General features: G+C 45.7%; 24 protein-coding genes and 1 pseudogene. 22 read left to right on the plus strand and 3 right to left on the minus strand.

All coding sequences use genetic code 11. The features are described from left to right. The 13 genes from ACERC7_RS02530 to ACERC7_RS02590 all read left to right on the plus strand — a co-directional run. On the plus strand, positions 1 to 91 hold a 91-nt coding region (locus ACERC7_RS02530), incomplete at its 5' end, for an IS3 family transposase (protein ID WP_373660429.1). Positions 92 to 433: 342 nt separating this feature from the next. Then, positions 434 to 1,360 carry an alpha/beta hydrolase gene (locus tag ACERC7_RS02535; RefSeq protein WP_373666042.1) on the plus strand — a complete coding sequence of 309 codons (927 nt, stop codon included), beginning with the start codon at positions 434 to 436 and terminating at the stop codon, positions 1,358 to 1,360. A 316-nt stretch (positions 1,361 to 1,676) separates the two neighbouring features. After that, complete coding sequence (rpmB, locus tag ACERC7_RS02540; protein ID WP_018369200.1) at positions 1,677 to 1,865, plus strand: 50S ribosomal protein L28; 189 nt, start codon at positions 1,677 to 1,679, stop codon at positions 1,863 to 1,865. A gap of 267 nt (positions 1,866 to 2,132) precedes the next feature. Further along, the gene (gene pnp, locus ACERC7_RS02545; RefSeq protein ID WP_373666043.1) at positions 2,133 to 4,313 is read left to right on the plus strand and encodes a polyribonucleotide nucleotidyltransferase; all 2,181 of its coding nucleotides are present in this window, start codon (positions 2,133 to 2,135) and stop codon (positions 4,311 to 4,313) included. 161 nt (positions 4,314 to 4,474) lie between these two features. Continuing rightward, on the plus strand, positions 4,475 to 5,236 hold the full coding sequence (locus ACERC7_RS02550) for an SseB family protein (RefSeq protein WP_373660425.1): 762 nt from the start codon (positions 4,475 to 4,477) through the stop codon (positions 5,234 to 5,236). 130 nt (positions 5,237 to 5,366) lie between these two features. Further along, positions 5,367 to 5,990 (plus strand): serine O-acetyltransferase, encoded by a 624-nt coding sequence (gene cysE, locus ACERC7_RS02555; protein ID WP_373659133.1) that lies wholly within the window; start codon positions 5,367 to 5,369, stop codon positions 5,988 to 5,990. 30 nt (positions 5,991 to 6,020) lie between these two features. Then, positions 6,021 to 6,788 carry a nucleoside phosphorylase gene (locus ACERC7_RS02560; RefSeq protein ID WP_373666044.1) on the plus strand — a complete coding sequence of 256 codons (768 nt, stop codon included), beginning with the start codon at positions 6,021 to 6,023 and terminating at the stop codon, positions 6,786 to 6,788. A 210-nt stretch (positions 6,789 to 6,998) separates the two neighbouring features. Beyond that, a complete protein-coding gene (cysS, locus tag ACERC7_RS02565) occupies positions 6,999 to 8,342 on the plus strand; it encodes a cysteine--tRNA ligase (RefSeq protein ID WP_373660423.1) in 1,344 nt (447 codons plus the stop codon). Next, entirely contained in the window at positions 8,335 to 8,736 is a 402-nt protein-coding gene (locus tag ACERC7_RS02570) for a Mini-ribonuclease 3 (protein ID WP_373660422.1), read from the plus strand. The genes cysS and ACERC7_RS02570 overlap by 8 nt, the downstream gene beginning before the upstream one ends. A gap of 199 nt (positions 8,737 to 8,935) precedes the next feature. Further along, complete coding sequence (locus tag ACERC7_RS02575; RefSeq protein WP_373666045.1) at positions 8,936 to 9,892, plus strand: helix-turn-helix transcriptional regulator; 957 nt, start codon at positions 8,936 to 8,938, stop codon at positions 9,890 to 9,892. A 63-nt stretch (positions 9,893 to 9,955) separates the two neighbouring features. Next, positions 9,956 to 10,591 carry an exonuclease domain-containing protein gene (locus ACERC7_RS02580; RefSeq protein ID WP_373666046.1) on the plus strand — a complete coding sequence of 212 codons (636 nt, stop codon included), beginning with the start codon at positions 9,956 to 9,958 and terminating at the stop codon, positions 10,589 to 10,591. A 75-nt stretch (positions 10,592 to 10,666) separates the two neighbouring features. Further along, positions 10,667 to 10,861 carry a hypothetical protein gene (locus ACERC7_RS02585; RefSeq protein WP_373666047.1) on the plus strand — a complete coding sequence of 65 codons (195 nt, stop codon included), beginning with the start codon at positions 10,667 to 10,669 and terminating at the stop codon, positions 10,859 to 10,861. A gap of 22 nt (positions 10,862 to 10,883) precedes the next feature. Further along, positions 10,884 to 11,780: a ribonuclease D gene (locus tag ACERC7_RS02590; protein ID WP_373666048.1), complete on the plus strand. Its 897-nt coding sequence runs from the start codon at positions 10,884 to 10,886 to the stop codon at positions 11,778 to 11,780. A gap of 257 nt (positions 11,781 to 12,037) precedes the next feature. Here ACERC7_RS02590 and treR read toward each other — a convergent pair whose 3' ends face one another. Further along, the gene (treR, locus tag ACERC7_RS02595; RefSeq protein WP_373660418.1) at positions 12,038 to 12,751 is read right to left on the minus strand and encodes a trehalose operon repressor; all 714 of its coding nucleotides are present in this window, start codon (positions 12,749 to 12,751) and stop codon (positions 12,038 to 12,040) included. Positions 12,752 to 12,938: 187 nt separating this feature from the next. On the opposite strand from treR, the gene treP reads away from it, so the two are divergent. Then, on the plus strand, positions 12,939 to 14,945 hold the full coding sequence (gene treP / locus ACERC7_RS02600; protein WP_373666049.1) for a PTS system trehalose-specific EIIBC component: 2,007 nt from the start codon (positions 12,939 to 12,941) through the stop codon (positions 14,943 to 14,945). Between the two features lie 242 nt (positions 14,946 to 15,187). On the opposite strand, the gene ACERC7_RS02605 is transcribed toward treP, so the two are convergent. Beyond that, positions 15,188 to 15,484, minus strand: coding sequence for a hypothetical protein (locus ACERC7_RS02605; RefSeq protein WP_373666050.1), 297 nt, complete (start codon positions 15,482 to 15,484; stop codon positions 15,188 to 15,190). Positions 15,485 to 16,052: 568 nt separating this feature from the next. Between ACERC7_RS02605 and treC the strand changes: the two genes are divergently transcribed. Both treC and ACERC7_RS02615 read left to right on the plus strand, forming a co-directional pair. Continuing rightward, complete coding sequence (gene treC, locus ACERC7_RS02610; RefSeq protein ID WP_373666051.1) at positions 16,053 to 17,681, plus strand: alpha,alpha-phosphotrehalase; 1,629 nt, start codon at positions 16,053 to 16,055, stop codon at positions 17,679 to 17,681. Between the two features lies 1 nt (position 17,682). Further along, positions 17,683 to 18,338: pseudogene (locus ACERC7_RS02615) on the plus strand (DUF1349 domain-containing protein). Positions 18,339 to 18,528: 190 nt separating this feature from the next. Here ACERC7_RS02615 and ACERC7_RS02620 read toward each other — a convergent pair. Then, positions 18,529 to 19,491 carry a S66 peptidase family protein gene (locus tag ACERC7_RS02620; RefSeq protein WP_373659146.1) on the minus strand — a complete coding sequence of 321 codons (963 nt, stop codon included), beginning with the start codon at positions 19,489 to 19,491 and terminating at the stop codon, positions 18,529 to 18,531. Between the two features lie 139 nt (positions 19,492 to 19,630). Between ACERC7_RS02620 and ACERC7_RS02625 the strand changes: the two genes are divergently transcribed. The 6 genes from ACERC7_RS02625 (at position 19,631) to ACERC7_RS02650 (ending at position 25,117) form a co-directional block, all read left to right on the plus strand. After that, on the plus strand, positions 19,631 to 20,344 hold the full coding sequence (locus tag ACERC7_RS02625) for a MerR family transcriptional regulator (RefSeq protein WP_373659147.1): 714 nt from the start codon (positions 19,631 to 19,633) through the stop codon (positions 20,342 to 20,344). Between the two features lie 86 nt (positions 20,345 to 20,430). Then, entirely contained in the window at positions 20,431 to 21,186 is a 756-nt protein-coding gene (locus ACERC7_RS02630) for a TIGR00266 family protein (RefSeq protein ID WP_373659148.1), read from the plus strand. A gap of 304 nt (positions 21,187 to 21,490) precedes the next feature. After that, complete coding sequence (locus ACERC7_RS02635; RefSeq protein WP_373666052.1) at positions 21,491 to 22,948, plus strand: LCP family protein; 1,458 nt, start codon at positions 21,491 to 21,493, stop codon at positions 22,946 to 22,948. Beyond that, positions 22,945 to 23,676, plus strand: coding sequence for a capsular polysaccharide biosynthesis protein Cps4B (cps4B, locus tag ACERC7_RS02640; protein ID WP_373666053.1), 732 nt, complete (start codon positions 22,945 to 22,947; stop codon positions 23,674 to 23,676). Before ACERC7_RS02635 ends, cps4B begins: the two co-directional genes overlap by 4 nt. A gap of 8 nt (positions 23,677 to 23,684) precedes the next feature. Then, positions 23,685 to 24,380, plus strand: coding sequence for a Wzz/FepE/Etk N-terminal domain-containing protein (locus ACERC7_RS02645; RefSeq protein ID WP_373666054.1), 696 nt, complete (start codon positions 23,685 to 23,687; stop codon positions 24,378 to 24,380). An 11-nt stretch (positions 24,381 to 24,391) separates the two neighbouring features. Further along, positions 24,392 to 25,117, plus strand: coding sequence for a tyrosine-protein kinase (locus tag ACERC7_RS02650; protein WP_373666055.1), 726 nt, complete (start codon positions 24,392 to 24,394; stop codon positions 25,115 to 25,117). Positions 25,118 to 25,123: the final 6 nt, after the last annotated feature.

Here is a 25,123-nt window from a genome sequence, read left to right on the forward strand (position 1 = left end):
CGATTATATTTTTTACTACAATAACAAACGAATCAAAACAAAATTAAAAGGACTTAGTCCTGTGCAATACAGAATTAAATCCTTTCAATAATATTTCTTGTCCAACTTTTGGGGGTCAGTACATCAACGTTTCTAGGCTTTTTTCTTTTGATTTTATCAAAATAACTGAATTTTAACTGATTATATCACCCTAAGAGTGCAATGACAGACATAATAGTAGCAATGATTGAGACTATGGTGGCAACGATAGAACTTATAGTTAAACCAATCCTTAAAGACTTCTGTATGAATAGAAACATGTCCGTGGTTTCCACATGCTCCCAAAAAATAAGGGCTATTCCTCATTAGCATTGACACTGAATTTTATTTGTTCTATCAAAGCAAAAAGTGATAACACTTTTCAAAAATGGTATTATCCGTTATAATGAAACTTATGAAAAAACGCATATTTTTGAAGATTTTAGAAGCTCTCTGTGTCGTAGCAGTTTTGGGCTCAGTCGCTGCTAGCTTTTACTTTTTTGATGTCGCACAGGTGAGGGGCGAAAAATCGTTTGTGTCTAGTGATGAGACCCCTGCGGATAGCCCCCTTTATGCCTACCAAGAGGCTTTTGATAAACTGCCTAAAGAAGAACGCCAGATGACCCATCAAAATTTGAAGCAGGTGGCCTGGTATGTTCCAGCAGCGCAGAAAACAGATAAGACCGTTATCGTTGTTCATGGATTTGGTCAGACAAAGGCGCGGATGAGGCCTTATGCCTACCTTTTTCATAAGTTAGGCTACAATGTCCTGATGCCGGATAATATCGCTCACGGTGAGAGTGACGGGCAGCTTATCGGCTATGGTTGGAATGATCGGTTGAATGTGATTCGATGGGCAGAGCTTCTGGTTGAAGAAAATCCGACGAGTGAACTGGTGCTGTACGGTTTGTCTATGGGGGGTGCAACTGTTATGATGGCAAGTGGTGAGAGCAACTTGCCTGAGCAGGTGACAGCAATTATCGAAGATGCGGGTTACACCAGTGTTTGGGATGAACTTGTTTTTCAAGCCAAAGACATGTATAACTTACCAGCTTTTCCGCTCCTGTACCAAGTTTCAGCCTTGTCTAAGTTACGGGCAGGTTTTACTTATGGCGAAGCTAGCGCAGTCAAGCAACTTCAGAAAAATACCTTACCAATCCTCTTTATCCACGGTGATAATGATAACTTTGTCCCAACTCACATGGTTTATGACAACTATGAGGCGACAGCGGGCGATAAAGAACTCTATATCGTGAAGGGGGCAGATCACTCGGAGACCTTCCAAACAGATGTCGCAGCTTATGAGGCGAGGATTGAAGCATTTTTGAAAAGTGTGAATTAAACCGGGCTGAATAGTCGTGATGACACATTGAAAATCCGCACAAGCATGCTGTTGTCACTGTTTTTGCTAAGTGAGTTAATCTCGTTCTTTTAGTTTTTGGGAACGATTGCGCTATGCTTCTCAGGGGGATTATGTTAGGCTTGACCAACATTCTCGTCTAAGCTAGAGTAAAAGAAGAAAACTGATTGTTTTGGTGGAACAGTTAAGCCATAAAAAAATCAGTTTAACCCCTTGCCAAGTTTCTTCTTTTTTGGTAGAATGGTTGGGTATGTGGTGCTAGCACATCCTTATATATTCTACGTAGGAGGAAACACAAATGGCTAAAGTATGTTACTTTACAGGTCGTAAGACTGTATCAGGCAACAACCGTTCACACGCGATGAACCAAACCAAACGCACTGTAAAACCAAACCTTCAAAAAGTAACTGTCTTGATTGACGGTAAAAAGAAAAAAGTTTGGGTTTCAGCTCGTGCGCTTAAATCTGGTAAAGTTGAACGCGTTTAATAAAAAAGTCCGTTAGGGCTTTTTTATTTTTGCCTCATAAGGTTGAATTTGTGGTAAAATAAAAGGGATACTAGTGGCTTGATACAAAGTTGAGGGTGGTTTTGGGGCAATAGCAGAGCAACTGCCTTGACCTTTGTAGCAAACCTAGTATCAGACCTTGTCCTCAATGGAATTGACTTCTTAAGCGGCTACGTTATAGCTAGCCGTTGTATTGGAACCGGTCTATTGAAGGACGTGTCTTAATACTACATTTATAAGGAGACACTCATGTCCAAACAAGTTTTTGAAACAATCTTTGCTGGTCAGCCACTCGTGGTTGAGGTTGGTCAGCTGGCCAAGCAAGCCAATGGTAGCGTGGTGACCCGCTACGGTAACTCAACTGTCCTGACCGCTGCGGTCATGTCTAAGAAAATGTCCACAGGCGACTTTTTCCCTCTCCAAGTCAACTACGAGGAAAAAATGTATGCAGCTGGCAAGTTCCCTGGTGGCTTCCACAAGCGGGAAGGTCGTCCGTCAACGGATGCAACCCTGACTGCTCGCTTGATTGACCGTCCGATTCGCCCAATGTTTGCCGAAGGGTTCCGCAACGAGGTGCAGGTCATCAACACGGTTCTTTCCTATGATGAAAATGCTAGCGCTCCAATGGCAGCCATGTTTGGTAGCTCGCTGGCTCTGTCTATTTCAGATATTCCTTTCAATGGGCCGATTGCTGGGGTACAGGTGGGCTATGTCGATGGTCGCTTTATCATCAATCCAACCAAGAAAGAACAGGAAAAATCCTTGCTGGAATTGACCGTTGCTGGTACCAAAGAAGCCATCAACATGGTGGAGTCTGGTGCTAAGGAATTGTCAGAAGACATCATGCTGGAAGCTCTGCTATTGGGCCACCAAGCCATCCAAGAACTAATTGCTTTCCAAGAGCACATTGTGGCCGCTGTCGGCAAGGAAAAGGCAGATGTGGAGCTCTTGCAGGTCGATCCTGAACTTCAGGCGGAGATTATCGCTGCCTACAACGCCGACCTCCAAGCTGCTGTTCAAGTTGAGGAAAAGCTGGCGCGTGAAGATGCGACCAACGCCGTCCGTGAGCGTGTGACAGCTGTCTATGCAGAGCGTTACGCTGACCATGAGGACTACGACCGCATCATGCGTGACGTGGCGGAAATCTTGGAGCTCATGGAGCATGCCGAAGTGCGTCGTCTCATCACCGAGGACAAAATTCGTCCAGATGGTCGTCGTGTCGATGAAATCCGTCCGCTGGATGCGGAAGTGGACTTTTTACCACAGGTACACGGTTCTGGTCTCTTTACGCGTGGGCAGACCCAAGCCCTGTCCGTCTTGACCCTTGCTCCGATGGGAGATACCCAAATCGTTGACGGTTTAGATCCGGAATACAAGAAACGATTCTTGCATCATTACAATTTCCCGCAGTACTCTGTCGGTTCAACTGGACGTTACGGTGCACCTGGTCGCCGTGAGATTGGTCACGGGGCACTTGGTGAACGGGCTCTGGAGCAAGTCTTGCCGAGCCTTGAGGAGTTCCCTTATGCCATTCGTTTGGTCGCAGAGGTCTTGGAATCCAACGGTTCCTCCTCACAGGCCTCTATCTGTGCAGGCACGCTGGCGCTCATGGCTGGTGGGGTGCCGATTAAGGCACCTGTCGCAGGGATTGCCATGGGGCTGATTTCAGATGGGAACAACTACACCATCTTGACCGACATTCAAGGTCTGGAAGACCACTTTGGTGATATGGACTTCAAGGTAGCGGGGACGCGTGAAGGGATTACAGCCCTGCAAATGGACATCAAGATTGAGGGTATTACGCCGCAAATTTTGGAAGAAGCTCTGGCACAAGCCAAGAAAGCTCGCTTTGAAATCCTGGATGTGCTGCACGAGGCTATCCCAGCTGTTCGTCCAGAATTGGCACCGACTGCACCGAAGATTGACACCATCATGATTGATGTAGACAAGATTAAAGTGGTCATCGGTAAGGGTGGTGAGACCATCGACAAGATTATCGCTGAGACAGGTGTCAAAATTGACATCGAAGAAGACGGTTTGGTGTCCATCTTCTCTAGCGACCAAGCTGCCATGAACCGTGCCAAGGAGATTATTGCAAGTCTGGTGCGTGAAGCCAAGGTCGGTGAGGTCTACAAGGCCAAGGTTGTCCGCATTGAAAAATTTGGTGCTTTTGTCAACCTCTTTGATAAAACAGATGCTATGGTGCATATCTCTGAGATGGCATGGAACCGAGTGAACCGTGTTGAGGACTTGGTGGAAATCGGTGACGAAGTGGATGTCATGATTATCAAGATTGACGACCGTGGTCGTGTGGATGCCTCTATGAAAGCCTTATTGCCACGTCCGCCAAAACCAGAAGGCAAGGATGGCGAACGTAAACCACGCCGTGAAAAAGCTGACCGTCCTGCAACTGGATCTGCTGAAAACTAAACTCATTACCGAGATAAGGGAAGTTGGGCGTGATTGTTCTGTTCATTGTTTCTGTTTAGCTAGCTCTAGCGTCATCATCAGTGAACAGATAGGCTTAATCGTGTTGAGCCAGTTTCTGATGACTGAACTCTGCCCATTTCCCGCTTTTTAAGGAGAATATGATGAAAATAAAACTAACCAAGGAACTAGATAAGCGCCTGCGTGCCTTTATCGCTGACCCGACTAATTTTTTGGATGCCTTGGGTTTGGTCAATGCTTTTCATGGTGAAACTGTACTTGCCAGTGATAAACCCTATGCTATCGAGGTTGAAGGTCAAAAGGTTGTTCCGGTTTTTACAGATGTCGCTGACTTGAATCAATTTAAAGCACTGCAAGCCAGTGCGAACCAACAGAACTGGGTCGATCGTTCGGCGCTGGATGTCTTGCGTGAAGCGATTGAAAAACAGCTGGCAGGACTGGTCTTCAACTTGAAGAAGTCAGGCGACGGAGGCAACTCCACATTGATTAAGACCAGTGATATGATCACTTTTGTCAATCACCACACGCAGGTTCTGAATCGGGTGTTAGGAGAGGACAATCAGGCTGCTGATAAACTGGATAAGACCTACCTGATCCCTGCCTATCATCGCAAGGACGAGGATGGTAATCTGGTGCGGATTTTTGCCATGATGACCAATCCAGAAGGGCAGCACTACGTCCCTGTCTTTTCTAACCTCGTCAGCTTTGCGAGATGGTACAACGATGAGAATTTTGGTGGCTTTTTCCGTCAACAAGAAGGTGTCATTATGGTCTGGGAATTGAGTCGGTTTAAGACCCCGCCAGCCGGGAAAAATATCCTAGATGAGACGACAGGGATTGCCATTAACCCTTTCGACGAGGGGATGGAACTTTTGCTATGGGAACAGCTAGAGCCGAAAGCTTAGTCTGGATGTAAGTTCGGCTAGCTCGATGTCAGAGTGAATAGCCAACATCCTGAAGCTCTCTGGTGGACGTTGTTCATTTTTGATACACGATTTAAACTGATTACTGATATGATATAAAGGAGAGGAAGATATGGGCTGGTGGGCAAAAACGATTGCGATCATCAAACAGCTAGATCCTGCGGCGCGGACAACGGCGGAGGTTCTTTTGACCTATCCTGGCGTCAAAGCTTTAGCTGCCCATCGCCTGTCCCACTGGCTTTGGCAACGTGACTTCAAGCTCTTAGCACGTATGCACAGTCAGTTCTGGCGGTTTTGGACCCAGATAGAGATTCACCCAGGAGCTGAGATTGCGGCTGGGGTCTTCATTGACCATGGGTCTGGTCTGGTAATCGGTGAGACTGCTGTCATCGAGGAAGGTGTCATGCTCTACCACGGGGTGACACTTGGTGGCACGGGGAAAGACACGGGTAAGCGTCACCCGACCATACGGCGAGGGGCCTTGATTTCGGCTCATTCGCAACTGATTGGTCCGATAGAGATTGGGGAAAATGCTAAAGTGGGAGCGGCTTCTGTGGTGCTTGCCGATGTTCCTGCTGATGTGACGGTTGTCGGTGTTCCAGCACGTGTCGTTCGGGTGCACGGTAAAAAAGATGATCTGGTCATTCATCAAATTGAGGAGGAACGTGAGTCGCTCTATTACACGTCTAAACTGGAACAGCTGAAAGAAAGCAGTCACCAGTCATCGGAGTTGTAAGATAGAGTAAATGTGGAGGGGGTGAGAAGTATGTTATTAACGGAATTTAATCCGATTCCTGCGGTTATCGAACCAGATAATCTAGGGCTCAGCCATCGTGTGGATGAGGCCTGTTCGACCTTGATTTACTCGTTTAATGGGGAAATCGTAGAGCGGGTGCGTCAGATGGCAGGTGTCAGGCAGATTGGCTATATGAACAGCATCAACGGGCACAATCCCATCTACCTTTACGAACACGATGGGGTCCAGGTTGCTGTCATGCTGGCGGTAGTTGGAGCTCCGATGGCAGTTGGTCAGTTGGAGGAGTTAAAGGCATTTGGATTTGAACACTTTATCGTTCTGGGCTCGTGTGGGGTCTTGGACAAGTCGCTCAAGGCTGACCGTATTATCTTGCCAGCCTCTGCCCTACGGGATGAGGGGACAAGCTACCACTACGCTCCTGCTAGCGATGAGATTGCCTATGATCCAGCTTTGCTATTGACCATGGAAAAGGCCTTAGATGCCGCAGGGATCCCACATGTGCGGGCAAAGAGCTGGACGACGGACGCTTTTTACCGCGAGACGGCGGACAAGGTGGCGAGGCGCTTGGCGGCTGGAGCGACGGTGGTGGACATGGAGGCCTCAGCTATCATGGCGTGGGCGCAGTATCGACAAGCCAAGGTCTACCAGTTTTTCTACTCAGCGGACTATGTTGATCATACCAGCAACCAGTGGGACAAGCGGGCAGACGAGCGCACCGCAGATGTCATGACCTTTTTTGACGTGGCGTTGGTGATAGTGAGATATTTAGCGATGTAAAGAACTCTCTGCACCTGTCATGGTGCAGGGTTTTGTGTTATAATGGGAAAAGAAAGCATTTATAGAGAAGCAAGATACCTAAATGTTGTTCACATTCCCTTTTCTGCTGCTGAGAGCTCTTCAGCAGTGTATGATTATTTGTCTTATATCTATCAGCACTCTAAAAACTAACCTGCTCTGCTATTTTTCAAAAGAATGAATGAGGACTATATGATTAAACTCTACGACACCATGACCCGCAGCTTGCGTGACTTTTTGCCCTTGGAAGAGGGAAAGGTCAAGATGTATGTTTGCGGACCGACGGTTTACAACTACATTCACATCGGCAACGCCCGCTCGACGGTCGCTTTTGACACCATTCGCCGCTATTTGGAGTACCGTGGCTACGACGTCACCTACATCAGCAACTTCACCGACGTGGACGACAAGATTATAAGGGCGGCTGCGGAAAGCCAAATGACGCCAAAGGAGTTGGCTGACCAGTTCATCGCCGCTTTTAAGGAAGATACTGCCCAGCTCTTTGTCAAGCCTGCGACCAAGAACCCTCGCGTCATGGACTATATGGCCGAGATTATTGCCTTTATCGAGGTGCTTTTGGGAAATGGCTGCGCTTATGAGGCAGATGGGGATGTTTACTTCCGTGTCGAGAAGGCCACTAACTACGCCAAACTAGCCAATAAAACCCTCGCTGACCTCGAAATCGGTGCTAGTGGTCGGACTGACGAGGAAACAGCCCGCAAGGAAAATCCGCTGGATTTTGCCCTCTGGAAGTCTGCCAAGTCAGGTGAGATTTCATGGGATAGTCCTTGGGGAGCAGGTCGACCAGGCTGGCACATCGAGTGCTCGGTCATGGCGACAGAGCTACTGGGGGATACGATTGATATCCACGGTGGAGGAGCTGATCTTGAGTTTCCGCACCATACCAACGAAATCGCCCAAAGTGAGTGCAAGACAGGACACACCTTTGCCAACTACTGGCTCCACAATGGCTTTGTCAATGTGGACAATGAAAAGATGTCCAAGTCGCTAGGTAACTTTGTCTTTGCCCGTGACTTGTTGGATAAGATTGATGGTCAGGTCTTGCGCTTCTTCCTAGCGACCCAGCATTATAGAAAGCCGATTAACTTTTCGGAAAAAGCCATCTATGATGCTGAAGTTAACCTTAAGTACCTGAAAAATGCCTATACCCAGCCTCTGACAGCGACAGCTGACGAGGCAGTGTTGGCGGACTTTGTCGCTCGCTTCACAGACAGCATGGATGATGACATCAATGCCGCCAACGGCATTACGGTTGTTTTCGAGCTGGCTAAGTGGATCAACTCAGGCAACTACACACCAGCTGTCAAGACAGCCTTTGCGGCCATGCTGGAGGTCTTTGGCATCGTCTTTGAAGAGGAAGTCCTCGACAGTGCTATCGAAGCGCTAATTGCCGAGCGGCAGGAAGCACGTGCCAACCGTGACTTTGCTACCGCAGACCGCATTCGGGACGAATTGGCTCGCAGAGGCATTAAGCTTTTGGATACCAAGGATGGGGTGAGGTGGACGCGTGACTAGACCAGTAGACGTCAATCTGATCAACGGGATTGCCTTGGCTTTTGAGGGAGATGCTGTGTACGCCATGTACATTCGCCGCCACCTCATCATGACTGGGCAGACCAAGCCTAACCAGCTGCACCGCCTAGCAACCCACTATGTGTCCGCCAAGGCACAGGCCATGCTGGTTCAAGCCATGTTAGAAGCGCAGCTATTGACCGAAAAAGAAATCGAGATTTATAAGCGTGGGCGCAACGCCAACAGCCAAACCAAGGCCAAGAACACAGACATTGTCACCTACAAGGTCTCGACGGGCTTTGAAGCGGTGATCGGCTACCTTCACATGACCGATCAAATCGAGCGCTTGGAGGAGTTGGTGGCGTGGTGTATTGAAAAGGTGGAAGACCAAAAATAGTAGCTTTGAAGAGCTACTTTTTTGTTGGATAATATTTTAAGGAGTTGTTTACTTAAAGTTTTTTGAATGTGTATAGGAATGATTTGTTTTTATCTTTCAATTCTGCAACCTAAGTTTGTATGTTATTGTTGAGATTCTTTATTTAGAAGGTCTTTGAGAACGATGAAATATGATATAATAGCCTCAAGAGGAGCAGATTATGAACGACCAAGAGCGGCTATTGAGCATTTTTATCCGTTTACAGGCTGGAGCTCACCTAACGAAAGCTCAGTTAGCGGATGAGTTTGAAGTGGATCCGAAAACGATTCAGAGAGACTTTTCTCGTTTGAGTGACTTTATAGATACCCAGCCCATGATAGCGGGAGAATTGGTCTATGATGCCAAGCATCACACCCGCTACCTCAAGGGAAAATCTCTGTTTAACAAGAAGGATATTCTAATCGTTACCAAGATTTTACTGGAAAATCGAGCCCTGAACAAGGCAGAAAACAAAGCTTTGCTTGATAGCTTGCTTGGTCTGGTAAGCAAAGAAGAGCGTCAAGAGATTCAGGATACGATTGCTAGTGAGCTTTTGAATTACACTCCCTTGAGTGACGAGCAGGATAGGATTGAGAAGATTTGGGAATGGTCGCAAGCGATTTACAAAGAACAGGTTATGACGATTGTCTACAAGTCGCCTTATCGCGATCAAGCCAAGTCGCACACGATTTTTCCTGTTTCGCTCTACTATGACAACCACTATTTTTATTTGGTGGCTTATCATCTGTTTCATCAGACCTATACGACCTTTAAGCTAGATCGAATCCTCTCATGGTTCCCTTCTGATGAGGGAAAACCTTCCCTGTCCTATGGTCGGAAATTCCGTGATGGTGACGTCCGCAATCGCCACGTTGACGCCTTTCTTGGAAAAGATATTAGGGTCAAGTTACTATTTGGTGCCGATCCTACCATTGTCCTTGATCAGTTTCCTGATGCGAGGCTTCTTTCTTTGGGAAATGGCAGCGCAATGCTAGAAGTACATACCCAGGATACTCCAGGTCTCAAACGCTGGTTGCTCAGCCAAGGAGCGTCCCTCAAAGTTTTGTCCCCTCAACCTTTGGTAGATGAGCTGCGACAATTGATTGATGAGATGCAGCAGTTATATAAAAATAAATAGATGGACGATTTTTGTCCATCTAATTTGATATTCTAGTATCATCAAGAAGAAAAGAGGTACCTTATGCCGAAAACACTGTTGTCAGAGACTGTCTTTACAGTTGTAACCATAGAAGATCAGTGGCTTAGTCCTGTGGGATGCTTAGAGAAGAACAGGGAAAATAGTAAGCAGTTTGCTAACCTATCATGTGAACGTGACCTGATAAAAATTTCTGCTGTGACTTTTACCTTGTCTGAGAACTTGGCACATTATCAAGTTTTTATCAAGCCCAGCCAGCCCCTATCCGACTTCACTCGGGAACTTACAGGGATAATAGAGGCGAATTTCAAGGAAGCAGTTAGCTTGACAGAAGCCCTACAAGGTCTAGTACACTTTTGCCAAGATACAGTTCTCGTTTGTCATAATGCTGTCTATGTATTTGGGATGTTGGCTGAAAAGATGCAAGAGTGCAGCTTGCCAGAACTGGAAGTGCCAAGGTTGGACACTGGGCAAATGGTCACACAACTACATCCTGAATGGAAGAGAAAAACAAGTTCTAAAGGTATTGCGAAACAGTATCAACTAGACCTAGAACACCTCGATTATCCGTACCGTATTCAGGTTATTTTTAAGGCTATCTGTCAGGAATTACAGAGCACTCAAAAAATTTCAACAGCAAAAGATCTTCAAGCATTTTTTAGCAGATCGGCAATAGCGTAAATCGCTGTTATACTAAGCATAAAAAGTATTGCTTTATCAAGCAATCACTGCTATAATCTAAGAAGGAGAAGAGGAATGATTTCATTAGTGGTTAAAAAAGAATGGAATGGTGATTATACTTTTACAGTTTCTAATTATTGGGATAAGCAAACTCTGACAACCTCGATGTTTGTATCTGATTTTCAGATTGATCACATCAGGCAAAGTGTTAGCTATTGTCACAGCTTGGATGATGCTATTCAAACCATCAATCGGATTTTAGGTATCTAAATGTAAAGGAGTTTTAGAAGTTATGGACTATGTTACACGGATTCACTTGAAAACGGGTTCAACGAAAAATCGAAAAGAATTGATTGATTTTTGTCTGAGAAATTCTAATCAATACGTTGCTATTGGTTGGAGCTATGATACATATGATAGCTACCAAGAGTATTATATTGCCATTCAGAGTACGTTAAAGAAACAGAGGAAAAAGACACCAAGTGTCTTAAATATTTTTAGAGATACAATAGAAAATGATTTATTTTGGACGAGAGATTTGGATGGTGTTTATTGGATTTGTCGAGCAAAAGGAGTAGCAGAAGCTTACCATGATACTGATTTAGATATTGGAGCAGTTGTTCCGGTTGAGGCTTATCTTGTTGGGACACAAGTTCCAGGGCAAATTAAAGCTGCTTTTAACCGAGCTAGAGGAGGTACTAGTCAAAGGATTTGGGATAAATTGATAATCGAGTACTCGAAATCCGTTTTTAATACTGCTTCGGGTAGGACACATTACACAGTTGATAAGTTAAAAGGAAATATTTTAGATAATCTGCCAGATTTTGATTTGGAAGAGCTAGTTATTTCCTACTTACAGATTACTAAAGATTATTACGTCTTGTCCAATTCTATAGCCAATAAATCAACAACCATTAAGATTGAGTGTGAATTGATGTCTAGAAATCCTGAAAAACAGGAAAAGGCAGTTGTACAAGTAAAGGGAAGAAAAGCTCCGACATTAAATGCTATGGATTATGCAGAATATATCAAGAATGGATATGTAGTTTACTTATTTGCTCCTAGTATTTCAAATGCTGAAAAATTGAATAATATTATTTGTATTTCTAGTGACGAATTAATGGAGTTTTATACACAGTATAAGACTGTTCTTCCGAACTCTATTACGCAATGGGAAAATCTATATTAGTTTTATAAAAAGTGGCATTCGCCACTTTTTCTTATAGTATAATAGCATCTAACATCAAGATATAGTTTATGGTAGTTATACCGTTACGGAGAGCTTTCGTGCCAATATGGGAAATATACTTGATAGTTAGCACTATTGTAAGTTAAAAAAGATTAATAAAAATACTCTCCTAGGCACCAAGCCATGTTAGAAGCGCAGCTATTGACCGAAAAATAAGACGAAACAGGAGGCAGAAATGCCTCCTGTTTCGTCTTAAGCTATAATCGCTTTCGCTTGGCTAAATCAACAAATCTGAACTTTTCCAGTTTATGGCGGCTCTCGGTGAATTGGAACTGTTGTCCATCTGCCAAAAAGACCTGTGACTTGACAGAAACGACGTGGGCATCCTTGCCTAAGTCAAGCAACCGTTTATCACTTTCGGTGACATGGTCGATGGTAATCTCTTTTTGGGCAGAGGCAATGTCAAGGTTTAATTGATTTTCCAGATAGGCATAAATTGACCGCTCGGCTATTTCTCGTGTCATCTCAGGGACTAGACGCTTGAGGAGGTAATCGATGTCGACCACTGCGGCAACACCATCAACGATGCGCTGGCGAGTGACCCGCCAGATGATGGTGTGTTTTGGAAAGCCTGTCAGTGTGTGGAGTTTGTCGTCAATGATGACCTTGTCGATACTAACCAGCCGTGTCGTTGAATTGATGCCAAAGTTTGTGACCAATTCTTGGTAACTGATGAGATCAGATACCGGAAAGTTGAACCGCTCTCGCTTGCTGACTTGGGTCCCGCGACCCTGCATTTTTTGGATGAGACCAGTATCGGTGAGCAATTGCAGAGCTTTCCGGACAGTGTCTCGGCTGGCCTGATGGTGCTGGCTGAGTTCGATTTCTGTTGGTAGATAATCTCCTGGCGCTAGATGGCCTGTTAGAATGTCTTGTTCCAACTTTTTGAAAATAATCTCATATTTTTTCATAAACGTAGCATTCTCTTTCAAATGTTGTTGTTTTTCCAGACAAGTTATCTTATTTTAACAAAAAAGTCAAAAAATAGCACCAAACAACTTGCAGACAATTTTGTTGTCGGTTACAATGAGGGTGTAAAAAGTTGTACGACCTTTTTCAAAAAAATAGGAGGAGCTAGTTATCTAGCGCACAAAGATAATGGGAAAATTCCAAGAAGACGCGAAACAGCTGTTAGCAGCTGTTGGCGGTAAAGAGAACATCACAGCGGTTACCCACTGTGCCACCCGTATGCGCTTTGTTTTAAAAGATGATAAAGCAGCAGACATCAAGACTATCGAAGCTATCCCAGCGGTCAAAGGAACCTTTACCAACGCTGGTCAGTTCCAAGTGATTATCGGTAATGATGTGCCGATTTTCTACAACGACTTCACTGCCGTATCTGGTATCGAAGGCGTTTCAAAAGAAGCTGCTAAATCAGCAGCTAAAAGCAACCAAAACGCTATCCAGCGTGTCATGACCATGTTGGCAGAGATTTTCACCCCAATCTTACCAGCCATCATCGTCGGCGGTTTGATTTTAGGTTTCCGTAACCTGCTTGAAGGTGTCGGCATGGAATGGCTAGGTCAAGCCATGGCAGACGGCAAGCCTGTATTTGACGCAGATGGTAATCCTGTCTGGAACACCATCACACAAGTTTCTCCATTCTGGAATGGGGTTAACCATTTCCTTTGGTTACCAGGTGAAGCGATCTTCCACTTCTTGCCTGTAGGGATTACTTGGTCTGTTACGCGTAAGATGGGAACCTCTCAAATCCTTGGCATCGTCCTTGGTATCTGCTTGGTGTCACCGCAATTGCTCAATGCCTACGCAGTGCCTGGCACAGATGCTTCTGTCATTGCTGAGGAGTGGGTATGGAACTTTGGTAGCTTTACAATTAACCGTATTGGTTACCAAGCTCAGGTTATCCCAGCTCTCTTGGCTGGTTTGTCCCTATCTTACCTTGAAATTTTCTGGCGTAAACGTATCCCAGAAGTGATTTCTATGATTTTCGTGCCATTCTTGTCCTTGCTTCCAGCGCTTATCTTGGCACACACCGTATTGGGACCATTTGGCTGGTGGTTAGGTCAAGGCTTGTCAACCATTGTTTTAGCTGGTTTGACTGGTCCCTTGAAAGCCTTGTTCGGTCTTATCTTTGGTTCGCTTTATGCACCGTTTGTCATCACTGGTCTTCACCACATGACCAATGCCATTGACACGCAGTTGATTGCAGATGCTGGTGGTACAGGTCTCTGGCCGATGATTGCTTTGTCAAACATTGCGCAAGGTTCAGCAGTGCTTGGTTACTACTTCATGAACCGCAACAATGAAAAAGAAGCTCAAATTTCGCTTCCAGCAGCTATCTCAGCCTACCTTGGCGTGACTGAACCAGCCCTCTTTGGTGTTAACGTCAAGTACGTTTACCCATTTGTTGCAGGTCTTGCAGGTTCTGGTTTTGCAGGTCTCTTGTCAACAACCCTAGGCATTCAGTCTAATTCCATCGGTGTCGGTGGTTTGCCAGGTATCTTAGCGATTAAAGCGCAATACTGGGGAGCTTTCCTCGTAGCAATGGCTGTTGCCATCGCTGTCCCAATTGTGTTGACCTTCTTCTTCCGTAAGGCTGGTATCCTGACCAAGTCAGAAGACGAGGCTAAGGCAGACCGTGAGGGGACTGTAAAAAAGCCCAGTCCTGCTAAGGTTGCAAGTAAGGACATCCTTGTCCAAAGCCCCTTAGCAGGTCAGGTCAAGGCTCTTAACACGGCAACTGATCCTGTCTTTGCCCAAGGGCTAATGGGACAAGGTGTGGTGATTGAACCGAGTCAAGGTCTGTTGACAGCGCCTGTAGCTGGTACGGTATCTGTGCTCTTTCCGACCAAACATGCCATTGGGTTAACAACCGATGATGGGATTGAGTTGCTTATCCACATCGGTATGGACACGGTTAGCCTAGAGGGTAAAGGGTTCGAGGCTCACGTCAAGCAAGGCGACCGAGTGGCAGCTGGAGATAAGCTCATCAGCTTTGACCAAGAGGTCATCTCAGCTGCTGGTCTGATTACAGAAACGCCGATCATCGTGACCAATACAGAGCAATTTAATATCACTGTTATCGGTGATTTGCCGCGTGCTATTGCTCATGGTGAGCACTTGCTGACAGCTGGTTACTGTTAAAGGATCATCAGATGATTATAAAAAAGTAGCAGTTTCGCCAAATGATAAAACTGCTACTTTATTTCAAACTAAGAACTTGTATTCGTAATCGAAGTGTTCGGTTGACTAGGCAAGCTTGAGTTCAATCAAGAAAGAGTAATACGGTTGGTATTGCAAGGGCATATGACAAAGAGTGGACACGAATTAGCCAGTCAGGGGCGTGCTGAGATGTGAATACATAGGTCATAAGGTTTCAAGTTATTTTATCGGCGTGGTCTGATGAAGCGATTCCACCAACTGGAAGCCCCTGTTGTCGGCATGCGCCGGCAGACCTCTGTGTAGAGGGCTAGACCATGCTGGGACAGGTTGCCGTCCCAGGCCAGCGGGGCTAGTTTGTCTTTGAGTTGCTGGACGACTTTGGGGAGGTAGTCTCCTGTTTCGAGCTGGTCTATGGATCTAGTGAGGGCTATTTGCTCTGCTTGGTTTAGGGGCAAGTTTAGCTGGTTGTTGAGCCAATCCTGCCAATCGCTGTGAGATTTTAGTTTATTAGTTGATATCATGGACACCCTCCCATTAAGCCAGCAAAAGCAGGATTGTATGTTGGAATAGGCCAAGAACTTGAATGAGTTGCCCAGCCACTTATTACGGTATTGACCGTGTAATTAACTGTCGATGTCGTCTGTAGACTAGTTCGTCTACCTGTTCCAGTATGTTGATAATAGCTATAAGATTCAATGGTGTACAAATATTTCCAACATCCACTTCTGTATCCTGGATCGTCAAGAACTATGGCACGTGGTTGATAGCGGTCGGTCACTGTTATGCTATCTGCTGATATAGAGGGTGCGAGAGCTAATGATGTGATGAAGCAAGCGGCTAAAAGTTTGCCTATTTTTGCTGATGGTATCATTGTTTTCCTCCGATTGTATTTAGTCAGATAGGGCTGTTTTTCGATTTTATCGTTCTCCTTTCTAACGAAAAACAAGTTCAGATTCGCTTACATTTCTAGTTTACAGAATTTTCTCTTATTTGTCAATTTTTATCGTTTAATATTTTGTTTTTTGTGGTTTGGACCATGATGTGGTCAACTACCTGCTCTGCTATTTTTCAAAAAAGAAAGGACACCTCATGACACTGGACAAGACAAAGGTGGTCTACCAGATTTACCCCAAATCCTACAAAGATACGACTGGTAACGGTATCGGCGACCTGCGTGGCATCATCGACAAACTCCCTTATTTGGCGGAGCTGGGCATTGATATGGTCTGGCTCAATCCCTTTTACCCTAGCCCTCAGCGGGACAACGGCTATGATGTTGCTGACTACACGGCAGTTCATCCGCTTTTTGGAACCATGGCCGATTTTGAGGAGATGGTTGCTAGAGGTAAAGAGCTGGGCATCGACTTTATGCTGGACATGGTGCTCAATCACTGCTCGACCGAACACGAGTGGTTTCAGAAAGCCTTGGCTGGCGATGCTTTTTACCAAGATTTCTTTATCTTGAGAGACCAGCCGACCGACTGGGTATCAAAGTTTGGTGGCTCTGCCTGGGCGCCTTTTGGCGATACAGGAAAATACTACCTCCACCTCTTTGACGAGACGCAGGCTGATCTCAACTGGCGCAATCCCTATGTCCGCAAGGAGCTGTTCAAGGTGGTCAATTTCTGGAAGGACAAGGGCGTCAAAGGCTTCCGCTTTGATGTCATCAACCTCATCGGCAAGGACGAGGTGCTAGAGGACTGCCCGATAAACGACGGTAAACCTGCTTACACCGATCGCCCCATCACCCACGACTACCTCCACGCCCTCAACCAAGCTAGCTTTGGCACTGACCCCAGCTTTATGACGGTGGGCGAGATGTCTGCGACCACCATTGACAACTGCATCCTCTACACTGCCCCAGAGCGGGAGGAGCTGGCTATGGCCTTTAACTTCCACCACCTTAAGGTGGACTACAAGGACGGGCAAAAATGGACCATTATGGACTTTGATTTCAAGGCCTTACAAGAGCTCTTTCACAACTGGGGAGAAGGCATGAGTGCAGGCAATGGCTGGAATGCCCTCTTCTACAACAACCACGACCAGCCCCGTGCCCTCAATCGCTTTGTGGATGTGGACAACTTCCGTGAAGAGGGAGCGACCATGCTGGCGGCGTCTATTCACCTCTCTCGTGGCACCCCCTACATTTACATGGGCGAGGAGATTGGCATGCTGGATCCTGATTATGACGCCATGTCCGACTACGTGGATGTGGAGAGCCTCAACGCCTATGCCATGCTCTTGGAAAATGGCAAAGCTCCGCAAGAAGCTTTTGCTATTATCAAGGCCAAGTCCCGTGATAATTCACGCACACCCATGCAGTGGGATAGTAGCGAACATGCAGGCTTCTCAACAGCTACCCCGTGGCTAAAAGTCGGCAAGTCCTATGAGACCATCAATGTTGAAACCGAGAAAAATGGTAAAATCTTCCCCTTCTACCAACAGCTCATTCAACTCCGAAAAGCATACCCTATCATATCAGAGGGGGATTACCGAGCCGCCTACACCGACAGCGACAAGGTCTATGCCTTCGAGCGACAGCTGGATGGACAGAGCTTGCTGGTGATCAATAACTTCTTTGCTGAAAACGTGACCTTGGACTTAGCTGCTACTTATCAAGCAGGACGTGTCCTCATCAGCAACTATAGGTCGACCGAGCTCGGTGCACGCCTGACCCTGCAACCCTATCAAACCCTAGCTATTTTAACAGGAGAATAAAATGGCTCTAACCGCTTTTTCATGGACACGAGAGCCTGAGAATTGGACAGTCAAGGAGGACAGCTTGACCCTGACCACCCAGCCCCACACCGATCTCTGGCAACGGACCTACTACCATTTCCAAAACGACAACGCGCCACTCTTTCAGATGACAACGGATGACCCCTTTTTCTCCTTTACCGTCACCGTCGACTTTAAGGACAGCCATCACCGCTTTGACCAAGCAGGCATCGTCCTCTATCAGGATAGCTTCCACAGTCTAGGGAAAGACTGTGGAAGGTGCGAGCCTTGAAATGAAAAAGCGAGCAGAATTGGTTAAAAGCGTCTGTAGAATATGAAAACGACGATTTTCAACACTTAGGCAGTGTCGTGACCAACGGCGGTTATTCCGACTGGGCAACCGCCGAGTTTCCAACCACGACCAAACAGGTCGTCTACCGCCTGAGCAGACGACAGGACGACTTCAAAATCGAGTATTCTCTGGACGGCATCCGCTTCCACCAGATGCGGATTTGCCACATGGCAGCTGCCAGCAAGCAGGTCTCCTTCGGCGTCTATGCTTGCAGCCCAGAAGACTCTCGCTTTACTGCCTGCTTTAGCAATTTCCAGCTGACCGACTGCCTCTGGCAAGCCCACGATGGACAGCAGCCAGATTGATACGCTCTTTCTCTCTCGCCAGCCGTCGTCAACTCCCCTGTGACGGATAAGTGTTGAAGATGACACTGCCTCAACGACTGAGTTAGCGCAATCTGTAGTTGATAACTTGTAGAATTTGACCTCGTCTGATGTTGATTTTCTTTGAGTATACACAAACTAAAAATCCGCTCTGTGGCGGATTTTTTGCAATCTAATCAAATCGGATGCTCAGATTTGACGTGTCCACGGTCACCTGCCCACCAATCCGCAGGCTAAAGAGCGGTTGGGTGTGGGCAAAGTCCAAGTCATAAAGCACTGGGATGGTCTTGAGGACAGGGTGCTTGTCCAGAATGTAGAGAAGGGTCTCTTCCGTCATCTGACATTCCTTGGGAAAGCGTCCAATCAAGACGGCTTGAGGGTTAGGATAGGCTTGGAGAATGGCTGCCAAATGGCGATTAAATTCGATGTAATCATCACTTTCGGCCTCTTCTAAGAACAGCACATAGCGGTCTGGCTGTGGGGCATAAGGGGTGCCACGCAAGAGACCGAAGGTCGACAGGTTGCCACCGATGGCTGTGCCAGCAGCTCTGCCATGGGCATAAACCTTCCAAGCTGTTGGGAAAAACTGGCGTGGTAGGCTAGGGTCATACCAGGCATCACTGGACCACTCAGGACTAGGCGTTAGGTCGTAAGGGGCAAGGCTGGTCGCTGCTAGCCAAGACGCCGTTTGGTAGGGCTGTCCCTCCACCATCTTGAAACTCGAGTAGCTGGGTCCCATGATGGTCATAACCCCTGTCTTGGCATAGATGGCATTAAGGAGGGCTGTTGTGTCCGAGTAGCCACAGAGGATTTTTGGGTTTTGGGCAATCAACGCGTAGTCCAGATAAGGCAAGAGCTCATTGGCATTGCTACCGCCGATCGTCGCCAAAATCGCATCCACCGACTCGTCCGCAAAGGCCTCGTGTAAGTCCGCCACCCGATCGGCAATCGGGGCTGAGTCCAGCGCATCAGCAGGTACCAGATAATGGGACGAAAAGGACAGATGAAAGCCCAAGGCTTCCAAGCGCTCTTTAGCAGCTAGGTTCGCTTCAAAGCCGCCTAGACGATGGATGGAGCTAGATGGGCTAAGCACGCGGATGTGGGAACCTTTTGTCAATGGTTTTTTAGGGAACATAGCAGAGCCTCCTTTTTGTTTTGACCAGTATAGCAGATTTAGGAAGAAAAAACTAGCCTTTGCTCATTTATTTAAAAAAAAAAGCTTGACACTCACGTCGCGTCAGGGTGTAGAATGGGTATCAAGGAGGACATCTGTCATGAAAACAGTCAAAGAGGTCAGTCAACTGACAGGGGTGAGCGTACGCACCCTGCACTATTATGATGAGATTGGACTTTTGCGTCCAAGTCAAGTGACTGCAAGTCTTTATCGGCTTTATGACGATAAGGCCTTGATGCGCTTGCAAGACATCTTGCTCTTTCGTGAGTTAGAGCTTCCTCTGAAAACCATAGCGGAGCTACTAGATGGACCACCAGCGGTGAAGCGGGCGGTGCTAAGGGAGTATGTCCATCTATTGGAACTCAAACGTGAGCGCTTGGACAAGCTCCTATCGCTCACCAAGGACTTAATCAAAGGAGAAGGTACCATGACACTAGACATTTTTAACCAGGAAGAACTCAAACAGCTTCAAGAAGAAGCTCAAAACCGTTGGGGCAATACTCAAGCCTACCAAGACTTTGTTGCCAAAACAGCCGCTGACGATTGGCAGACCAGTCATCATGAGCTGATGACGATTTTTGAGGAATTTGGTAAACTCAGACATTTAACTGTTACAGCCCCTGCGGTGCAAGAGCAGGTTAAACGACTGCAAGATACGATTTCTGAACATTATTACCCTTGCACATCAGAAATTTTACGAGGACTTGGCATGATGTATGCCCAGGACAACCGCTTCACCCAGACCATTGACCAAGTAGCGGGTGCAGGGACTGCCCAGTTTGTTTACGAAGCGATTGAGGAAAGTCTAAGTTAATAAAAGGGTCGTGATTACTGTTTGACAACAAAAAAAGAAAGCGGTACAATCTCTGTATCAACAACATCAAACAAAGGAGATTTATCATGTCAGACAATCGTATGAATTACACCATTTCTAGCAACGAAAATTTTCCGCTGGTGGAAATCGCTCTCGAACGCGGTGAGTCTGCCTATATTCAGCGTGGCAGCATGGTTTATCACACCCCCAGCATCAGTCTCAACACCAAGCTCAATGCCCAAGGCAGTGGTCTTGGGAAGTTGATTAAGGCAGTGGGGCGTTCTATGGTGTCAGGGGAGTCCGCTTTTATCACGCAGGCGATCTCGTCGGCGGATGATGGCAAGTTAGCTATTGCTCCGTCGATGCCTGGTCAAGTGATTGCATTAGAATTGGGAGCAGAGCAGTACCGTCTCAATGACGGTGCCTTTCTAGCCATGGATGGCTCAGCGCACTATACCCTTGAGCTCCAGAGTGTTGGTCGTGCCCTCTTTGGTGGGCAAGGTGGTTTCTTTGTCATGACCACACAGGGGCAAGGGATTTTACTAGCGAATGCGTTCGGTTCTATCAAAAAAATCAGCCTAACCAATCAAGAAATGACCATCGATAACGCCCATGTGGTTGCTTGGAGCACTAGTCTTGATTACCATATTCACCTCGAAAACGGCTGGCTGCAATCAGTCGGAACAGGTGAAGGGGTGGTTAACACTTTCCGTGGGACAGGAGACATCTACGTGCAAAGTCTTAATTTAGGTACCTTTGCTAGTCATCTAGGTACTTTTGTCGGAACGACCGAATCCAACAATTCATCAGGTATCGGTGGCTTGATTAACGAATTTCTCTGATGAACACATCAAACACAGAAGCAATAAACAATTGTTTCTGTGTTTTTAGTTGCGATACCTAAAAACGAACATTATTTGATTGCTGTATCTGTTTTTTTAGTTATCTAGTTTTGTCTGGTGTCAGGAGTTGCTACTTTCCTTATCAGCAGTGGCGTTCTTTGTGTCTTTCTAAGGAAAACATTTGTTGGCGGTAATGCGTTTACAAAAGAGACATAGCGTGATTTAGACGATAAATGACTTGTAAAAAAAGTTATAAGGTGCTATAATTTGAGTGAGTAAAATAATAATCATTATAGGAGAACCGATGAACAAGCGTTCACAACGGCATCGCCAAGCAAAGTCTGCAAATGGACTAACTAATCTGTTTAATTTGTTTTTACTAGCTTTATACACTTTGGCGAGCGTTTATCTTGCTTTTTTAATAGTAACCTATAACTTTCTAGCCTTTCGGTCGGTCAACTGGATAGCCATAGGTCTTCTATTTCTTGTTTTTTGCCTAGGCTTGTTGCTTATTGTAACGAAAAAAGCTAAACTATTTAACAGTGTTCTCTTGCTTTTGTCTAGCTTACTAGTTGGTGCAGGGATTTTTTTTGCCCATTCAGCTATTGACTTATCAAAACAATTAAATCAAACCGCGAGCTTCTCACAGGTTGAGATGACCGTTATCGTAGCAAACGATAGCCCGCTGACGGACATCAGCCAAGTCACAAGCCTTCTTGCACCTGCTAATGACGCGGCAAATCTTGATAAATTGTTAGCCAATCTCAAAGCTGAGAAGTCACTGACACCAAATGTTGACACGGTTGATGCTTATCAAACGGCTTACAACCAGATCATGTCAGACCACTCAAAAGCGATGGCACTCAATCAAGCCTACATCCCGCTTTTGGAGGCAGTTGATTCCGAGTTTACAAGTAAGATTAGAACCCTTTACGGCACAAAAATTGAAACTCCTGCACCACCTAAACAAACAGCAACAAATGGCGATGCCTTCAACATCTATATCAGCGGCATCGACTCTTATGGACCTATTTCAGGTGTTTCACGTTCAGATGTTAACATCATCATGACTGTCAATCGTCAAACCAAAAAAGTGCTTCTGACAACAACGCCGCGCGATGCCTATGTGCTAATCGCAGGTGGTGGAAACGGTCAGTCTGATAAACTGACACACGCAGGTATATATGGTGTTGGCTCCTCTGTTCAAACACTTGAGAATCTCTATGGTCTGCCGATTGATTACTATGTTCGTCTTAATTTTACCTCCTTTGTTGAGCTGATTGACTTAGTTGGAGGGATTGAAGTCGACAATGATCAAGCTTTTACGGCAGGAGGGTCTCATTTTCCAGTCGGCAGCATTCAGCTAAATGCAGAACAAGCTTTAACCTTTGTTCGTGAGCGTTATAGTTTACAAGGTGGCGACAACGACCGTGCGAAAAATCAGATGAAGATTGTTTCAGCCTTGGTCAACAAGTTGGCTTCGCTGGAATCTATCGGAAAATATCAGAGTTTGATTGACGGCTTGAGTGGCTCTGTTCAGACAGATATGCCACTGTCAACCATGATGGATTTGGCAAATGGTCAGCTAGATAGCGGTGGTCAATATCAGGTGACTTCTCAGGCAGTGACAGGTTATGGTTCAACGGGTCAGCTATCATCTTATGCCATGCCAACTGCCGCGCTTTATATGGTGAGTTTGGATGAATCTAGTGTTGCTCAAGCTAAACAAGCAATGTTGGATGTGTTGGAGGGTCGTGGATGATTGACATTCATTCGCATATTATCTATGGCGTTGATGATGGTCCTAAAACCCTTGATGGGTCATTAAACCTTTTAAAAGAAGCCTATCGTCAAGGGGTTCGTCAAGTTGTTGCAACCTCTCACAGGCGAAAAGGCATGTTTGAAACACCTGAAGAAACCATATTGAGTCATTTTTTAGTGGTTAAAGCTCAGGTCAAAGAGCAGTTACCTGATTTGCAGCTGTTTTACGGTGGGGAACTTTATTATAGTTCCCCGATGATGGAGCAATTAGAAAAAGGCTATTTTCCGACCTTGAATGGAACAAGATTTGCTCTTGTTGAGTTTAGTTCTAATACGCCTTACAAGGATATTCACCAAGCAGTGAGCAAGGTTTCTTTGATCGGCATCACACCAGTTTTAGCCCATATCGAGCGCTATCATGCGCTAGCTTTTGATGACAAAAAAGTAAAAGACCTGATTCAAATGGGAGCTTATACGCAAATCAACAGTGTACATGTCACTAAACCAAAATTATTTGGAGATGGTCTGAAAGAGTACAAGAAACGTGCGCGTTTCTTTCTGGATAAAAATCTGGTTCACTGCGTGGCTAGCGATATGCACAATCTAGATAGCCGTAAACCGTTTATGAAAGAGGCTTATGACATCGTTGCGCAAGCCTATGGAGCTGAGCGGGCAGAACATTTATTTATGACCAACCCGCAATCGTTATTAGATAATCAATACATTTAGGAGATACCATGGAAAATAATTCCTCAACCATTGAAATTGATGTGCTATTCTTGTTGAAAAAACTTTGGGCGAAAAAATTTATGATTTTGTTCACGTCCTTGCTATTTGCCACGGCGGCTCTAGCGGTTAGTAGTTTTGTGCTAACGCCAAAGTATACGTCGACTACTCGTATCTATGTTGGTAATCAGCGAGGTCAAGCTGAAGGAAAAATCACGACACAGGACCTTCAGGTCGGTGACTATCTAGTCAAGGACTATAAGGAGATTATCACCTCTAAAGATGTCCTGTTGACTGTCATTGAAAAGGAAGGGTTGAACCTCAGCAAAGAAGCTCTACTGGGCAAACTTTCAGTTTCTATCCCAACCAACACGCGGATTATTTCAATCTCAATTGAGGATGAGAACCCAAGCGAAGCGACTCGTCTAGCCAATGCTGTGCGCGAGGTCGCATCTGAGAAAATTATGGACATCACGCAGGTTGAAACAGTCAAGACAATGGAAGAAGCAGAGGATGCCTCTGCTCCATCGTCTCCAAATCTCAAGAGAAATGCCCTTCTGGGTGCCTTGACAGGTGGTTTTTTAGTTGTTGTCATCGTGATGTTGACTGAGATTTTGAACGACCGCGTCCGCCGTCCTGAAGATGTGGAAGAAGTGCTGGGATTAACCCTTCTAGGCTTGGTTCCTGATACCGCTCAAATCAAATAGGAGATTATAACATGCCACAATTAGACCTGACTAGAAACAAGGCTTTAGACATCAAAAAAACAGAAGAATATTACAATGCTATTTGCACCAACATTCGCTTTAGTGGTGCTCATTTTAAGACCATTGTGCTGACTTCAGTGCAACCGAACGAAGGCAAGAGTACTACAGCGACGAGTTTAGCAGTGTCTTTTGCGCGTTCTGGCTTCAAAACGCTCCTGATTGATGCGGACACACGTAACTCTACCATGTCAGGGACGTTTAGGGCTAATGGTAAAATTGCAGGGCTAACTTCCTATTTATCAGGCAATAGCGAACTGCTGGAAGTCATCTGTGATACCAATGTGGAAAATCTATCTGTCATTCCAACAGGACCTTTTCCACCTAATCCAACAGCGTTGTTGCAAAACAACAATTTCAAGGAGCTATTGACCAATGCTAGAAGTTGGTACGATTATGTTATTATTGACTCACCACCAATTGGTAAGGTGATTGATGCTGCTATTATTGCACAGCAATGTGATGCCAGTATTGTTGTTATAGAAGCAGGCGAAATCAAACGGAAATTTATCACCAAGGCTGTTGACCAAATGAAACAGAGTGGTGCTCAATTTCTAGGAGTCATTTTGAATAAGGTGAAGCAGACTGTTGATAATTACGGCTCTTATGGGCACTATGGTGATTATGGGAATTATAGGAAACAGCAGGAAAGCAAAGTAACGAAGCGTGCCAGAAAATAAAGTTGT

Origin of the sequence: Streptococcus sp. E17BB (assembly GCF_041807725.1) — a bacterium.
Taxonomy (GTDB): Bacteria; Bacillota; Bacilli; order Lactobacillales; family Streptococcaceae; genus Streptococcus; species Streptococcus entericus.